14 protein-coding genes are annotated in these 15,283 nt (G+C 75.5%); 11 read left to right on the plus strand and 3 right to left on the minus strand.

The genetic code is table 11. The features are described 5' to 3' along the window. Positions 1–63 precede the first annotated feature (63 nt). From GOBS_RS10940 to ngg, 10 genes are all read left to right on the plus strand, one after another. Positions 64–1,047, plus strand: coding sequence for a sulfotransferase (locus GOBS_RS10940; protein WP_012948354.1), 984 nt, complete (start codon positions 64–66; stop codon positions 1,045–1,047). Positions 1,048–1,070: 23 nt separating this feature from the next. Then, positions 1,071–2,450, plus strand: coding sequence for a chromate efflux transporter (chrA, locus tag GOBS_RS10945; protein WP_041242152.1), 1,380 nt, complete (start codon positions 1,071–1,073; stop codon positions 2,448–2,450). 38 nt (positions 2,451–2,488) lie between these two features. Continuing rightward, on the plus strand, positions 2,489–2,806 hold the full coding sequence (locus GOBS_RS10950) for a DUF1905 domain-containing protein (RefSeq protein WP_012948356.1): 318 nt from the start codon (positions 2,489–2,491) through the stop codon (positions 2,804–2,806). A gap of 102 nt (positions 2,807–2,908) precedes the next feature. Further along, complete coding sequence (locus GOBS_RS10955; RefSeq protein ID WP_012948357.1) at positions 2,909–4,570, plus strand: PP2C family protein-serine/threonine phosphatase; 1,662 nt, start codon at positions 2,909–2,911, stop codon at positions 4,568–4,570. A gap of 110 nt (positions 4,571–4,680) precedes the next feature. Continuing rightward, positions 4,681–5,970, plus strand: a complete 1,290-nt coding sequence (locus tag GOBS_RS10960) for a S8 family serine peptidase (RefSeq protein WP_012948358.1) — start codon at positions 4,681–4,683, stop codon at positions 5,968–5,970. A 41-nt stretch (positions 5,971–6,011) separates the two neighbouring features. Then, entirely contained in the window at positions 6,012–6,245 is a 234-nt protein-coding gene (locus GOBS_RS10965) for a hypothetical protein (protein WP_041242154.1), read from the plus strand. A gap of 65 nt (positions 6,246–6,310) precedes the next feature. Beyond that, positions 6,311–6,652, plus strand: a complete 342-nt coding sequence (locus tag GOBS_RS10970) for an STAS domain-containing protein (protein WP_041241441.1) — start codon at positions 6,311–6,313, stop codon at positions 6,650–6,652. Positions 6,653–6,729: 77 nt separating this feature from the next. Next, positions 6,730–7,518, plus strand: coding sequence for an NAD(P)-dependent oxidoreductase (locus tag GOBS_RS10975; RefSeq protein WP_012948361.1), 789 nt, complete (start codon positions 6,730–6,732; stop codon positions 7,516–7,518). A 98-nt stretch (positions 7,519–7,616) separates the two neighbouring features. After that, positions 7,617–8,645 carry an ATP-dependent 6-phosphofructokinase gene (locus GOBS_RS10980; RefSeq protein WP_012948362.1) on the plus strand — a complete coding sequence of 343 codons (1,029 nt, stop codon included), beginning with the start codon at positions 7,617–7,619 and terminating at the stop codon, positions 8,643–8,645. 314 nt (positions 8,646–8,959) lie between these two features. Then, entirely contained in the window at positions 8,960–10,714 is a 1,755-nt protein-coding gene (gene ngg / locus GOBS_RS10985) for an N-acetylglutaminylglutamine synthetase (RefSeq protein WP_012948363.1), read from the plus strand. Between the two features lie 64 nt (positions 10,715–10,778). Here the strand turns inward: ngg and GOBS_RS28110 are convergent, their stop codons facing one another. The 3 genes from GOBS_RS28110 to GOBS_RS10995 are packed head-to-tail and all read right to left on the minus strand — an operon-like array spanning position 10,779 to position 13,619. After that, on the minus strand, positions 10,779–11,339 hold the full coding sequence (locus GOBS_RS28110) for a VOC family protein (protein ID WP_208104423.1): 561 nt from the start codon (positions 11,337–11,339) through the stop codon (positions 10,779–10,781). Continuing rightward, entirely contained in the window at positions 11,321–12,751 is a 1,431-nt protein-coding gene (locus tag GOBS_RS10990) for a sugar phosphate isomerase/epimerase family protein (RefSeq protein ID WP_208104424.1), read from the minus strand. The genes GOBS_RS28110 and GOBS_RS10990 overlap by 19 nt, the downstream gene beginning before the upstream one ends. Then, complete coding sequence (locus tag GOBS_RS10995) at positions 12,741–13,619, minus strand: shikimate dehydrogenase (protein WP_012948364.1); 879 nt, start codon at positions 13,617–13,619, stop codon at positions 12,741–12,743. Before GOBS_RS10995 ends, GOBS_RS10990 begins: the two co-directional genes overlap by 11 nt. Before the next feature lie 239 nt (positions 13,620–13,858). On the opposite strand from GOBS_RS10995, the gene GOBS_RS11000 reads away from it, so the two are divergent. Then, the gene (locus GOBS_RS11000) at positions 13,859–15,250 is read left to right on the plus strand and encodes an MFS transporter (protein WP_012948365.1); all 1,392 of its coding nucleotides are present in this window, start codon (positions 13,859–13,861) and stop codon (positions 15,248–15,250) included. Positions 15,251–15,283 lie beyond the last annotated feature (33 nt).

The raw sequence follows: 15,283 nt of genomic DNA on the forward strand, positions 1-15,283 counted from the left end.
GGCTCCACGGTCGACCGGAGGGGACGCCGCCCAGTCTGCACAGCACCGAGGAGGAACCACCCCGTGACCGGACGCCTGCCCCAGTTCGTCATCGCCGGCGCCCCCAAGGCCGGGACGACGGCGCTGCACGCCGCGCTGGCCACCCACCCCGGCCTGTACCTCTCGCCGGTCAAGGAGCCGAAGCACTACCTGACCGACGGCCGCCCGCCGCCCCGGTCGCAGCAGCGCGGGCCCGGCGACGCGCACAGCGCCCGGGAGTGGGTCTGGCGGCGGCAGGACTACCTCGCGCTGTTCGCCGCCGCGCCGGAGGAGGCCGTCCGCGGCGAGAGCACGCCGTTCTACCTCTACGACCGCGCGGCCCAGGCCCGGCTGGCCGCCGACGTCCCGGACGTGAAGGTCGTCGCCGTCGTCCGGGACCCGGTGGACCGCGCCTGGTCCAACTGGGTGCACCTGCGCGCCGACGGCCTGGAGCCCGAGGCCGACTTCCCGACCGCCGTCCGGCTGGAGGAGCGGCGGGTGGTCGACGGGTGGGCGCCGTTCTGGCACTACCGGGGACTTGGCCGCTACGGCGAGCAGCTGCGCGACCTGTACCGGCACGTGCCCCGGGAGCAGGTCCTGCTGCTGCGCTACCGCCAGGTGGTGGACAGCCCGCGGGAGACCCTCGACCGGGTCAGCGCCTTCCTCGGCGTGGCGCCCGGCGTCGCGCACGCCGTCCCCCCGGAGAACGTCAAGCCGTACGTCGCCGACGGGGCGCGGTACCGCGCGCTGTCCCGGCTGGTCCGCGCCGGCGCGGCCCTGGGCGCGTACGCCCCGCCGCAGGTGTGGCGGCAGGTGAGCCGCCCGCTGGTCGCCGCGCTGCACGCCGGGCGGGCGTCCCGGCCGCCGATGCCGGTCGAGGTCCGCCGCGAGGTGCTCGAGCCGCTGCTGCCCGACATCGAGCTGCTCGAGGAGCTGACCGGTGAGTCCTTCGAAGACTGGAAGGGCGACACCGGGCGCGGTGACTTCCGCTCCCGGTCGGCCCGCAGCACGCAGCGCGAGGTCCGGTGACCGCGCCGCGGGACGATGCCGACGTGCAACGACAGCCCCAGGGGCACGGGCAGACCGTCGTGCCGTTCCCCACCGCGGTGCGGGCCTGGTTCCTCATCTCGCTGCAGACCTTCGGCGGCCCGGCCGGGCAGATCGCGGTCATGCAGCGCACGCTCGTCGACGAGCACCGGTGGATCGGCCAGCGCCGGTTCCTGCACGCCATGAACTACTGCATGCTGCTGCCGGGTCCGGAGGCCCAGCAGCTGGCCACCTACGTCGGCTGGCTGCTGCACGGCACGCGCGGCGGGCTGGTGGCCGGCGGGCTGTTCGTGCTCCCCGGGGTCGTGGCGCTGCTGGTGCTGTCCGCGGTCTACGTGGCCTTCGGCGACACCACCGCCGTCCTCGCGGTCTTCGCCGGGCTCGCGCCCGCGGTGCTCGCGATCGTCGCCCAGGCGGTGCAGCGGGTCGCGAAGCGCGCACTGGACGGCCGGGCGCTGGTGGCGATCGCGGTCGCGGCGTTCCTCGCCCTGGCGCTGTTCGGCGTCCCGTTCCCGCTCGTCGTGGCGCTGGCCGGCGTCGCCGGCTGGGCACTGGGCCGCTGGCGCCCGGCCGCGCTGCCGCAGAAGGCGGCGGCCGCCGCGGGGGACGACGGCCCGCCGCCGGTGATCAGCGACGACGTCCTGCACTCGGAGCCGCCGACCGCGCGCCGGACGCTGCGGGTGCTGCTCGTCGGGCTGCTGGTCTGGGGCGTGCCGCTGGCCGCGGTGGCGCTGCTGACCGGCGCGGGCAGCGTCTTCACCCAGCAGGGACTGTTCTTCTCCGGCGCGGCGGTGGTCACCTTCGGCGGCGCCTACGCGGTGCTGGCCTACGTGGCCCAGCAGGCGGTGGAGACCTACGGCTGGCTCGGGCCGCGGGAGATGGTGCGCGGGCTGGCGCTGGCCGAGACGACGCCCGGGCCGCTGATCATGGTGGTGCAGTTCGTCGCCTTCCTCGGCGCGTACCGCGACCCGGGCACGCTCGACCCGTGGGTGGCCGCCGTCCTGGCCTCGCTGCTGGTCACCTGGGTGACCTTCCTGCCGAGCTTCCTGTTCGTGCTGCTCGGTGCGCCGTACATGGAGCGGCTGCGCGGCAACCGGTCGCTGTCGGCGGCGCTGACCGGCATCACCGCGGCGGTGGTCGGCGTCATCGCCAACCTGGGGGTGTACTTCGCCGTCCACACGCTGTTCTCGGAGACGGTGGGCGTCGACCGCGGGCCGCTGCACCTGGAGCTGCCCGACCTCGCCACGCTGCGCCCGGTCCCGCTGGCGATCGCCGTGGTCGCCGCGGTCCTGCTGTTCCGGGTCAGGTGGTCGGTGCTGCGGACCCTCGGCGGGTGCGCGCTGCTGGGCCTGGCCGCGGGGCTGGCCGGACTCCCGGTCGGGTGACACCGATGAGTCCGGACACCGCGCGCGGTCGACAGGGCATGACCACCACGCCTCGCCTCCCCGTCGGCCGGCCCCAGCGCAACGGCCCGCTGGACACCGCGTTCACCGCGCCGCTGCAGCGCAGCCCGGCACCCGGCGGCTGGACCTACGTGCAGATGCCCGGCTCCGCGGAGTTCTTCGGCACCCGCGGGCTGGTGAAGGTGCGCGGCACGATCGACGGCCACCCCTTCCGCAGCTCCTTCATGGCCCTGGGCGACGGCACGCACAAGCTGCCGGTGGCCGCGGAGGTCCGGCAGGTCATCGGCAAGGAGGCCGGGGAGCCGGTGACCGTGCACCTCGAGGAGCGCCTGGGCTGACCCGAGCAGCTCCAGGAGCCGCCGGGGCGCTGGCGTAGATTCCCCCCGTCACTGTCCGTTGCGGTCGACCGGAGGCGTGGGGACGACGTGAGGGATGGCGCAGTGCCCGCGGTGCTCGTCCCGGAGGGGCGGGCCGCCGATCCGCAGCGGCCCGCCGTCGCGGTCTTCGACGGGAACTGGACGCTGGTGTCGGTCGACCAGGCCACCGCTGACCTGCTCGGCCGCCGGCGCGAGGAGCTGGCCGGCCGCAACATCTGGATCGCGCTGCCCGAGCTGGCCGGCACGATCTTCCACAGCTTCCTGCTGCACGCCCGCAGCGTCGGCGACCGGGTGACCTGGCGCGGTTTCTACCCGCCGGCGAGCTGCTGGCTGGACGCCACCGCGCACCGGGTCGGCGACCGGCTGCACGTCACCCTGAGGCCCAGCGCCGGCCCGGCGCCCGAGGGCGTGTCCGACCTCCCGGCCGGCGCGGCCGAGGACGACCGGCTGCGCTTCCTCGCCGAGGTCAGCGAGTCGATGGTCAGCACCCTGGACCCGGGCGAGTCGATGGCCACGCTGGTCGACCTCGTCGTCCCCCGGCTGTGCGACTGGGCCCTGGTCAGCGTGCTCGGGGACGACGGCGACCCCGCCGGTGAGGGCTGGGCGCACCGGGATCCCGCCCTGGCGGGCGACCTCGACCTGTACCTGAGCAGGAGGGTGCGCGCTGCGGACGACGACAACCCGCTGGTCAAGGCGCTGCTCACCGGCGAGCCGATCCACCTGCCGGTGATCGACCCGGCGATGGTCGAGCCGGCGATCGGCGGCGACGAGGAGGTCCGCGCGGCCTGGGAGCGGCTGGACGCGGGCTCGATCACCGTCGTCCCGCTGCGGGCGCGTGCCGAGACCTTCGGCGTCCTCGGGCTGGTCAACGGCTCGGCCCGGCCGCCGCACAGCGAGATGGAGATCGCCACGGCGGTGGAGGTGGCCCGCCGGGCCTCGCTGGCCATCGACAACGCCCGGCTCTACGGCCGCCAGCTCGCCGTCGCCGAGACCCTGCAGCGCAGCCTGCTGACCCCGCCGCCGCAGCCCGACGACCTGGAGATCGCCGTCCGCTACCTGCCCGCGTCGAGCACCCTGCACGTCGGCGGCGACTGGTACGACGCCTTCCAGCAGCCCGACGGCGCGACGCTGCTGGTGATCGGCGACGTCGTGGGCCACAACGTCGACGCGGCCGCGGCGATGGGGCAGGTGCGCAGCATCCTGCGCGGCATCGCCTACGACCGGCAGGAGGAGCCGGCGCGGGTGCTCACCCGGGTCGACGCCGCGCTCACCGGCCTGCGGATCGGCACCCTGGCCACCGCGCTGATCGCGCGCATCGAGCAGCCCGGCGAGCTCGCCGGCAGCGGACGGCGGGTGCTGCGCTGGTCCTCGGCCGGGCACCTGCCGCCGCTGCTGCTGCGCGGGAACGGCCGGGTGGAGCTGCTGGCGAGCGAGCCGCAGACGCTGCTGGGCGCGGAGTCGACCCGGCCGCGGACCGACGCGGTGGCCGAGGTCGGCCCCGGCGACACGCTGCTCTTCTACACCGACGGGCTGGTCGAGCAGGGCCGCACCGGCATCGACGAGGGCACCGACCGGCTGGTGGCCGCCGTCCGCGAGCTGGCTGCGGTCCCGGTGCACCGGCTGTGCGACGCGCTGATCGAGCGGATCGTCGGGCGCCGGCCGGAGGACGACGTCGCGATCGTCGCCGTCCGCTGCTCCGCCCAGGGCGGCGGCCCGGCCGGCTGAGCGACGCTGCCGGGGAGCCCTCGGCTGCTCAGGGTGCGGACGGGGTGGCAGCGCGTCACGATGGGTTGAGGCACGGGCGTCCGGGCCGAGTCCCCGACGAGGAGGCAGTCGTGATCGGACGACCGACGACCCGGCGGGGTCCGGGGGGAGGCCGTCCGGGCGGCCCCTCGACGGCGACGACGACCGGGCGGTCCGTGGTGGTCTTCGCCGACCCGGACGAGGACGGCGCGGCCACGCTACGCCGGCTGGCCGGGCTCTCGGACGTCGCCGACTCCCGCGACGCCGAGCCGGGGGACGCCGACGCGCGGGCGCTGCGGCAGGCCGACGCGGTCGTCTTCCCCGGGCTCGGGCTGGCCGTGGCCGCCGTCGACCCGCAGCGGCTGGCCGGCGACGGGGCGGTGCTCGCCGTGACCCCCGAGCTCGTCCACCACGTGCTCCCGGAGGTCCCCGAGGGCTACCTCGCCGGGTACCGGGACGCCGTCACCGACCTCACCGGGCGGCTGCTCGACCTCCCCGGGGACAGCGCCGAGCCCAACGCCCCGCCGTTCGCCGACACCCCGCAGTACACCTGGGGGCTGCAGGCCACCGAGGTGCCGACCTCGCCGCGCACCGGCCACGGCATCCGGGTGGCCGTGCTCGACACCGGCGTCGACCTCACCCACCCCGACCTCGCCGGCCGCTCGGTCACCGCCACCTCCTTCGTCGCCGGCCAGTCGCCGCAGGACGGGCACGGTCACGGCACGCACTGCGTGGGCACCGCCTGCGGCCCGCGCACGCCGCAGGGGACGCGCGGCTACGGCGTCGCCTCCGACGCGGAGGTCTTCGTCGGGAAGGTGCTCAGCGACGAGGGCTCGGGCACCGACGCGGAGATCCTCGCCGGCATCGCATGGGCGGTCCGCAACGGGTGCCAGGTGATCTCGATGTCGCTGGGCGCCGACGTCGTCGAGCCCAGCCCGGCCTACACGGCGGCGGGCCGGCGGGCCCTGGACCAGGGGTCGCTGATCGTGGCGGCCGCGGGCAACAACGCCGACCGGGAGAACGGGGACGTCGGCTTCGTCGGAGTGCCGGCCAACAGCCCGGAGATCCTGGCCGTCGGCGCACTGGACCCGTTCCTCGCGGTCGCCTGGTTCTCCGCCCGCAGCAGCGCCGTCCCCGGCGGGCAGGTCGACCTGGCCGCGCCCGGGGTGGACGTGTACTCGGCCTGGCCGCTGCCGGACTGCTACGACACGATCAGCGGCACCAGCATGGCGACGCCGCACGTCGCCGGCCTGGCCGCGTTGTGGGCCGAGGAGACCGGACTGCGTGGGCGGGAGCTCTGGCAGACCCTGACCGGGGCCGCGCGGCGGCTGACCGCCCCCTCGGTGGACGTAGGCTCGGGGCTGCCGCTCGCGCCGCGGTGAGAGCGCGCTCCGGCGGCGACGCCCGGGGCTACCGTCCTCCCGTGACCGCTGTGATCGTCACCGTCGACGACGCGCACCGCGCCCGGCTGGACGCGGTCGCCGAGGCACTGCGCCGGCACGGCCTGCAGGTGGAGCAGGTGCTCTCCGAGGTGGGCCTGATCGCCGGGCAGCTGCCCGCCGGGCGGGCGCTCGGGGAGCTGCGGGTGGAGGGCGTGGCCGCGGTCGAGGAGGCCCGCACCGTCCGGTTGCCCCCGCCGGACGCGCCGGTCCAGTAGCCGCTCGGCGCGGGGCGCCGCGACCTGGTCCGTCGCGCCGGGCACGCGTCGTCAGCGTGGGAGGCGTGCACCGCCTGAGCGCCGGGTCCGAGCCGCCGAGCGGCGCCTCCCGGGTGGTGCACGAGGACGCCGGCCCGGTGCTGCACCTGCTCGGTGACGTCGACGGACCCCTGGTCGGGCAGCTGCGCGCCGAGGGCGTGGACGAGCGCGAGCTGGTCGCGGTGCACGTCGCCTCGGTCGGCTACATCGACTCGGCCGGCCTGTCGCTGCTGGTGCGCTGGGCGCAGTCCGCGGCTCGCGACGGCCGGCCGGCGGTCCTGCGGCACGCCTCGCCGCGGTTCCGCGAGGTGCTCGACCTCGCCGGTATCTCGGTGCTCTCCACCCTCGAGGACGACGGCCGCGCCTGACCGGCCCGCACGCCCGCGCACGGCCCCCCTACAGTCCGCGGGGACGGCCCGCCGGGGGTCGGGGGAGGTGGGCGACCGTGGACCGAGCGCCGGTCATCGCGCTGCTGGGACTGGGGGAGGCCGGGTCGGAGATCGCCCGCGACCTGCTCGCCGCGGGTGCCGACGTCCGTGGGTACGACCCGCGGGTCAGCCCGCCGCCCGGGGTGCTGCCGCGGGCCGACGAGGCCGCTGCGGTGGCCGACGCCGATCTGGTGCTCAGCGTCAACAGCGCCGCCGACGCCCCCGTCGCGCTGCGCAACGCCCTGCCTGGCCTGCGCCCGGGCACCGTGTGGGCCGACCTCAACACCGCCGCGCCCGGCGTCAAGCGGGACCTGGCCGCGGCCGTCGCCGGCCGGGGCGTGCCCGTGGCCGACGTGGCGCTGCTGGCCACGGTCCCCGGGCGGGGGCTGCGCACGCCGATGCTGGCCTCCGGGGACGGCGCCCGCTCCTACGCCCAGGTGCTGGCCGGCTTCGGCGTGACCGTCGACCTGCTGGACGGTCCGCCCGGCGCGGCCATCTCCCGCAAGCTGCTGCGCAGCGTCTTCTGGAAGGGCGTGGCCGCCGCCGTGGTCGAGGCGATGGAGGGTGCGGAGGCGGCCGGGGTCGCCGACTGGCTGCGCGGCGACATCGGCGCCCAGCTGGACCGCTTCACGGCCGCCGACGTCGAGACCTTCGTCGCCGGGTCGCAGCTGCACGCCCGCCGCCGGTCGGCGGAGATGGCCGCGGCCGCCGACCAGCTGCGCGACCTCGGCGTGCCGCCGCGGGTGGCGGAGGCCGCCCGGGACCAGCTCGCCTCCCTGGTCGAGAAGGCAGCCGAGCCCGGCTGAGCGTCCGCCCGGCGCGTCGGGTCGCCGACGGGTCGCGCCGTCGTCATGTCGTCATGACGTATCGTCGTGCACTCCGCCACGACCTGAGGAGCTGCCCGGTGCGCATCGGGATCCTGACCGGCGGGGGCGACTGCCCCGGCCTCAACGCCGTCATCCGTTCGGTGGTCCGCACCGCGACGACCCAGTACGGCAGCTCGGTGATCGGTTTCCGCGACGGCTGGCGCGGCTTGCTGGAGGACCGGGCCACGCCGCTGGACGTCGCCGCCGTCGACGGCCTGCTGACCCGGGGCGGGACGACGCTGGGCTCGGCCCGGGTGGCGCCGGAGAAGCTGCACGCGGGTCTCCGCGACATGACGGCCGTGCTGGCCGCGCACGGCGTCGACGTGCTCATCCCGATCGGCGGCGAGGGCACGCTCACCGCGGCGCACCTGTTGTCGGAGGCCGGCGTCCCGGTGGTCGGGATCCCCAAGACCATCGACAACGACATCGACTGCACGGACCTGACCTTCGGGTTCGACACCGCGGTCAGCATCGCCACGGAGATGATCGACCGGCTGCACACGACCGCCGAGTCGCACCAGCGGGTGCTGCTCGTGGAGGTCATGGGCCGGCACGCCGGGTGGATCGCGCTGCACGCGGGCCTGGCCGCCGGCGCGCACCTGACCCTGGTGCCGGAGGAGCCCTTCGACGTCGCCGAGGTGGCGAAGATCGTCGAGGACCGCTTCGCCCGGGGCGACTCGCACGTCATCGGCGTCGTGGCCGAGGGCGCCGCCCCGCTGCCCGGCACCATGCTCGTCCGCGACGGCGGCGTCGACGAGTACGGCCACAAGCGGTTCACCGGCGTGGCGCAGCAGCTCGGCGAGGAGCTGGAGCGGCGCACCGGCAAGGAGGTGCGCACCACCGTGCTCGGCCACGTGCAGCGCGGCGGCACGCCGACCTCCTTCGACCGGGTGCTGGCCACCCGGTTCGGCCTGCACGCCACCGTCGCCGCGCACGAGGGCAGCGTCGGCCGGATGGTGGCGCTGCGCGGCACGGAGATCGAGCTGGTGCCGCTGGCCGACGCCGTCGCCCGGCTGAAGACGGTGACGCCGTCCCGGCTCGCGGAGACCCTCGCCTTCACCGGCTGAACGAGGACCCCTGCGGACCCGAGGCGCCCGCCCGGCGGTCGCAGCGACGGCTCCGGGGCACTGGGATCCCGGCGCCCCGTGTGTTACGGCCGTGTTTCGAAGGGGCCCGGAGTGGGCACGGCTGCCCGATCCGGTCGGGTGGAGCACGCCGCCATGGTGCCGGAGGACCGCTCCTCGCGATCGGCGCGCAGCGCAGTTCCGGCCGTGCACCCGTGGGCACGCGGTCGCACCCCACGAGGGATGGCCCCCATGCACGGAGGCACGCTCCTGTCCGACTCCCGGCCCAGCCGGCGCCCGACCCCCGGCGGTGCCCGATGGTGATGCGGCCCCCGGTCCGTCGCCGGCCCACGCTGTCGGCCGCCAGCCCGCTCACCGGCGTCCCCTGGCAGCCGCCGTCGGAGCACCAGCTGCGCGGGATGCGGTCGGGGGTGGCCCTCGACCTGGGCTGGGGACGGCTGGTCTTCGGGCAGACCTTCGCCGACCTCCGGGGCATCGTCGACGTGCTGCGCGACGAGGCCGCCGGCCGCCGCGACATCTGCATGTACCCGCGGGACCCCCAGGTGCTGGTCGGGCTGGCTCCGGACGAGCTCTTCGTCGACCCGAGCTACACCTTCCGGCTCGACCTGCACTGCTACCGGCCGCGGCGCGAGCTCATCGAGGGCGTCTTCGTCCGGACGGTGTCCAGCCCGGCCGACGTCCGCGAGCTCGAGCGGATCCACGACCGCGCCGGCATGGTCCCCGCCGACCCGGCGATCACCTGGCGCAACCAGCGCACCCGCACCGTCACCCACCTGGTCGCCGAGGACCGCCGGACCGGTGAGGTGGTCGGGACGGTCACCGGGGTGGACCACGTGCTGGCCTTCGGCGACCCTGAGGGCGGCAGCAGCCTGTGGTGCCTCGCCGTCGACCCGCAGAGCGCGCCGCCGGGGACGGGGGAGGCGCTGGTGCGGGTGCTGGCGGAGCGGTACGCCGCGCGCGGGCGCGCCTACCTGGACCTGTCGGTGCTGCACGACAACACCGGCGCGATCGCGCTGTACCGCAAGCTGGGGTTCCGGCAGGTGTCGGCGGTCGTCGTCAAGCGGAAGAACTCGATCAACGCGCCGCTGTTCGTGGGCGGCCCGCCCGGTCTCGGCGACCTCAACCCCTACGCCCGGATCCTCGCCGACGAGGCGCTGCGCCGGGGCGTCCGCGTCGAGGTCACCGACGTCGCGTCAGGCGAGATGCGGCTGAGCCTCGGCGGGCGCAGCGTGCTGACCCGGGAGAGCCTCTCGGAGCTGACCACCGCGGTCGCGATGAGCCGGTGCGACGACAAGCGGGTCACCCGGCGCGTGCTGCAGGGCGCCGGCGTCCGCGTGGCCCGTGGCGCCGAGGTGCCCGGCGGGGACCTCACCGCCGCCCTGGGGCTGCTCGACGAGGTGGGGCAGGTGGTGGTCAAGCCGGCCCGCGGCGAGCAGGGCCGGGGCATCACCGTGGGGGTGCAGGACCCCGCCGCCCTGCGGCGCGCGGTCGACGTGGCCCTTCGGCACTGTCCCGACGTCCTGGTCGAGGAGCTGGTGGCGGGGGAGGACCTGCGGGTCGTCGTCATCGACCACGAGGTGGTGGCCGCGGCCGTCCGCCGGCCGGCCGAGGTGGTCGGCGACGGCCACCGGGACGTCACCGCGCTGGTCCGCGAGACCAGTCGCCGACGGGAGCGGGCCACCGGCGGGGAGTCGCGCATCCCGCTCGACGAGGTCACCGCCGAGGTGGTGGCCGAGTCCGGCTACGCGATGGGTGACGTCCCACCGTCGGGGGAGCGCCTCCGCGTCCGGCGGACGGCGAACCTGCACACCGGCGGCACGATCGAGGACGTCACCGCGCGGCTGCACCCGGACGTCGCGGAGGCCGCCGTCCGGGCCAGCCGGGCCATCGACATCCCGGTCACCGGCCTGGACTTCATCGTCCCGGACGTCGACGGGCCCGAGCACGTGTTCATCGAGGCCAACGAGCGGCCGGGGCTGGCCAACCACGAGCCCCGGCCGACGGCGCAGCGCTTCGTCGACCTGCTCTTCCCGGAGACCCGCCACCGCTGAAGGAGGACCCCCCTGCTCCCGCCACTCGCAGGCTCGGGGCGGGACCCGGGACGGGGCCACTCCGCTACCGGGGCGCCGCCTGCTGGCGGCGCCGGCGGTGGGCGGCCATGCGCACCGGGGCGTCGGCGGTGCCGTAGCCGTCGTAGCCGCCCAGGCGCTGCACCACCTCGAAGAACACCCGGTCGCCGAGCACCTCGGTGGCCAGGTGCAGGTAGCCGCCGGCGCCGTCCTCCTCGTACATGAGGCCGTGCTCCCGGATCGCGGCCAGCACGTCGGCGGGCAGGTCGAAGCGGGCCTCGAGGTCGTCGGCGTAGTTGGCCGGCAGCGGCAGCACCGGCGCCCCGGCGTCACGCAGGACCCGGGCGGTGGCGACCAGGTCGTCGGTGGCCAGGGCGACGTACTGCGGCTCGGGCACACCGGGCGCCCAGCCGCCGCGGCGCAGCGTCGCGGCCGACAGCGCCAGCCGGACCGACCGGTCGGGATCGGTGACGGCGCGGGTGCGCACCAGCCCGAACGGCGCGGCGGTCTCGATGACCTCCTGCGCCTCGAGACCCAGCACCGCGCGGTAGAACAGCCCCGCCTCGTCGAAGGAGTCGAACGGCTGGGTCAGTCCCACGTGGTCCACGCCGGTGATGCCGGCGCCGGGGCCCGCCTGCTGCCCGGTGGGCAGGAAGTCGGCGGGCCAGCCGTCGGGGACGGTGCGGGTGAAGAAGACCTGCGTGCCGTCGGGCGCGGCCCACGGCCGACAGCTCCCGCCTCTGCGGCGCCGCGGGTGCGGGGGAGGACCGGGGCGCTCATCGCCTCGGCGCGGGCGGCCGAGCGGGCGGGGTCGGCGCTCTCCAGGCCGAGCGCGGCGACCGAGGCGACCCCGCTCGCGGCCGGGCGGAGGACGTCGGCCCGGTTGGTGTAGGCGTTGAGCAGCACCCGCGCGCGGCCCTGCTCCCACAGCTGCACCGGCTTGGAGCGGTGCTGGCCGGTGTGGGTGAAGCCGAGCGCGGCGAGCACCTCGGCGGCCCGCGGCCCGGACACCCCGTCGACCCCGAGCTCGGTGAACGACCAGCCCGAGAGCGCCGGCGCGGCCGGGGGCGGGACCAGGCCGGTCGCCGGGTCGCGCAGCGCCAGCGCCTCCTCCAGCCACTGCAGCGAGCGCATGGCGTCGACCGCCGTCCGGGCCGGGTCGGCCTGCCGGTAGACGTCGTTGAAGACCTCCAGCGACAGCGGCCCGGCGTAGCCGGTGGCGAGCACGGCGGCGACGAAGCCGGGCAGGTCGAAGGCGCCCTGGCCCGGGAAGAGGCGGTGGTGGCGGCTCCACTGCAGGACGTCCATGGCCAGCCGCGGCGCGTCGGCCAGCTGCAGGAAGAACAGCTTCTCCCCGGGGACGTCGGCGAAGCCGGCCGGGTCCCCGCCGCGGGAGAGCACGTGGAAGCTGTCCAGGCACAGCCCGAGGGCGGGGGAGTCCGCGCGCCGGACGGCGTCCCACGACCGCTCCCAGGTCGAGACGTGCCGGCCCCAGGCCAGCGCCTCGTAGGCGATCCGCAGACCGCGCTCGCCGGCCCGGGCGGCGGCGGTGGCCAGCTGCCCGGCCAGTCGGTCGGCGTCGTCGACGGCGTCCGCCGCGACCGAGGAGCAGACCAGCACGGTGTCGACGCCGAGCTGCGCCATCACGTCGAACTTGTGCTCGGCCCGGCGCAGGTTACGGGCGAAGCGGTCGTCGTCGGTGGAGTCGAGGTCCCGGAAGGGCTGGTAGAGGTCGATCGACAGGCCCAGGTCCGCGCAGCGGGCGGCCAGCTCGGCGGGGGACCAGGGGGAGGCGACCAGGTCGGGCTCGAAGACCTCGATGCCGTCGAACCCGGCGGCTGCCGCCGCGGCGATCTTGTCCTCGAGCGTGCCGGAGAGGCAGACGGTCGCGATCGCCCGGCGGCCGGCCCCCTGCAGGGTCCCGGCGCGGGCCTGGCGGGGGGCAGGGGCGGCCTCGTCCCGGGTCCCGCCCCGATCTCGCGAGGGGTGGGGAAGACGAGGTCCTTCCTCAGTTGACACGGACGTCGGAGACCAGCGTGGTGAAGTGGGCCAGCATCCGCTCGGCGTCGGGCTCGACGCCGGTGAACAGCCGGAAGGCGTCGACGGCCTGGAACACCGCCATGCCGCCGCCGTCGAGCACCCGGCAGCCCAGCTCCCGGGCGGTGCGCACCAGCGCGGTCTCCAGCGGCCGGTAGACGATGTCGGCCACCCACAACACGGGGCGCAGCAGGCCGGCGTCCAGCGGCAGCCCGGGGTGGGCGGCCATGCCGGTGGGGGTGGCGTGCACCAGCCCGTCGGCGCCTTCCAGCGCCGCCGGCAGCACGCCGAGGTCGCCACCCTCGGCGCGGTCGGCGCCGAAGCGCCCGCCCAGCGATGCGGCAAGCTCACCGGCCCGCCGGCCGTCGACGTCCAGGACGGTCAGCCGGCGGGTGCCCAGGGTGAGCAGCGCGTGCGCGACCGCGGCCCCGGCGCCTCCGGCGCCGAGCAGCACCACCCGGTCCAGCGGGGCCTCGGGCAGCCCCCGGTCGAAGGCCCGCGCGAAGCCGGACCAGTCGGTGTTGTGCCCGACCGCCCGGTCGTCGCGGAGGACGACGGTGTTCACCGCGCCGAGGGCCGCGGCGTCGGGGGAGAGCTCGTCGAGGTGCTCGAGGACCACCTGCTTGCAGGGGTGGGTGACATTGAGCCCGTCGTACCCCGCCAGCCGGGCGGCGGCCAGGATCTCGCCGATCGCCGAGGCCGGCTTCTGCAGCCGGTCGAGGTCCAGGCGCCGGTAGAGGTAGCGCAGGCCCAGCTCGTCGGCCTCGCGCTCGTGCAGCGGTGGGGACAGCGAGGGACCGATGCCGCTGCCGACCAGACCGACCAGGAACCCCTGCGTGCTGTCCGTCACGGGACCGCCCCCTATGTACCAACTGGTGAGTTGTTGTGCAGCAGACCACATCCGGTCGCCCGACACCAGCCTCCACCGGCGGTGCACGACCGTCCGCGGGCAGGGGCTTGTGCTCCACGCCACGCTAATGTACCAATTAGTTCATTGCGGACGTGGTGCCGGTCACCGCGCTCGCTCTCCGCACCGAGCACCGCCGCCCCGCGCCCGCCGGCGCACCCCCTTCCCTCTCAGGAGGACCGATGCGCGACCGAGTGGTCGAACCCCCCGGCTCGCACGAGCCCAGCGAGTTCCAGAAGACGCCCAAGAAGGCCGCGGCCAGCGGCTGGATGGGCAGCGCGCTGGAGTACTACGACTTCTTCATCTACGCCCAGGCCGCCGCCCTGGTGTTCCCGACGCTCTTCTTCCCGGAGTCCGACCCGCAGATCGGGATCATCATCTCGCTGGCCACCTTCGGGGTGGGCTACGTCGCCCGGCCGATCGGAGCGTTCGTCCTCGGCCACTGGGGTGACACCCGCGGCCGCAAGAACGTGCTGGTGCTCTGCATGCTGCTGATGGGCGTGTCCACGTTCCTCGTCGCGCTGCTGCCCACCTACCAGCAGGTCGGCCTGCTGGCCCCGGCGCTGCTGGTGGCGCTGCGACTGGTGCAGGGCTTCGCCGTGGGCGGGGAGATCTCCGGCGCCAGCGCGATGATCGTTGAGCACGCCCCCTTCGGCCGGCGCGGCTACTACGCCAGCTACACCCTGCAGGGTGTGCAGGCCGGGCAGATCCTCGCCGCCGCGATCTTCCTGCCGCTGGCGGCGATCCTGCCCGAGGAGGCGTTCCAGTCCTGGGGCTGGCGCATCCCGTTCCTGCTGTCCGCCTTCGTGGTGATCGCCGGCATCATCATCCGGCGCCGGGTCGACGAGACCCCGGCCTTCCAGGAGGAGGCCGTGCACGGTGAGGTGCCCAAGGCCCCGATCGTCCAGGCGGTCCGGGAGAGCGGCCCGGACATGCTCCGGGTGATCTGCATGGCGCTGATGAACGCCGTCCCGGTGGCGACCACCGTGTTCGGTGCCACCTACGCCACGCAGGCGGCGTACGGCATCGAGTTCAGCGCCGCCACCTACCTGTGGATCTCCGTGGTGGGCAACGCGGTCGCCGTGCTGCTGATCCCCTTCGTCGGCAACCTGTCCGACCGCATCGGCCGGCGGCCCTGCATCATCGTCGGCGCGCTGGGGTCGACGGCGCTGTCCTTCGCCTACCTCTACGCGATCAGCCAGGGGTCCGTGGTCTGGGCCTTCGTCTTCGCGATCCTGATGTGGGGCATCGTCTACCAGGGCTACAACGCGGTCTTCCCGGCCTTCTACCAGGAGCTCTTCCCCACCCGGACCCGCGTCACCGCCTTCGCGGTCTCGCAGAACCTGGGCACCATGATCACCGCGTTTCTCCCCGCCCTGTACGCGATCATCGCCCCTGGTGACGCGAACGTGCCGCTGATCGTCGGCGGCATCACCTTCGGCATCGGGATCGTCGCGGCCACGGCCGCCTGGTCGGCCCGGGAGACCCACCGGGTGCACATGGACGACCTGGGTCGCGACGACGCCCCCGTGGTGCCGCGCGAGGAGTACGAGCGCATCCGCGCCTCGCTCTGACCCAGATGACCCCCTGCCCCCGCCACTCGCAGG

The organism is Geodermatophilus obscurus DSM 43160 (assembly GCF_000025345.1).
GTDB lineage: Bacteria > Actinomycetota > Actinomycetes > Mycobacteriales > Geodermatophilaceae > Geodermatophilus > Geodermatophilus obscurus.

What these genes read in the sequence shown, in the direction of transcription:
- ngg (WP_012948363.1), top strand. Translation starts at nt 8,960, where the DNA reads ATGGTGATGCGGCCCCCGGTCCGTCGCCGGCCCACGCTGTCGGCCGCC.
- GOBS_RS11000 (WP_012948365.1), top strand. Translation starts at nt 13,859, where the DNA reads ATGCGCGACCGAGTGGTCGAACCCCCCGGCTCGCACGAGCCCAGCGAG.
- GOBS_RS10950 (WP_012948356.1), top strand. Translation starts at nt 2,489, where the DNA reads ATGACCACCACGCCTCGCCTCCCCGTCGGCCGGCCCCAGCGCAACGGC.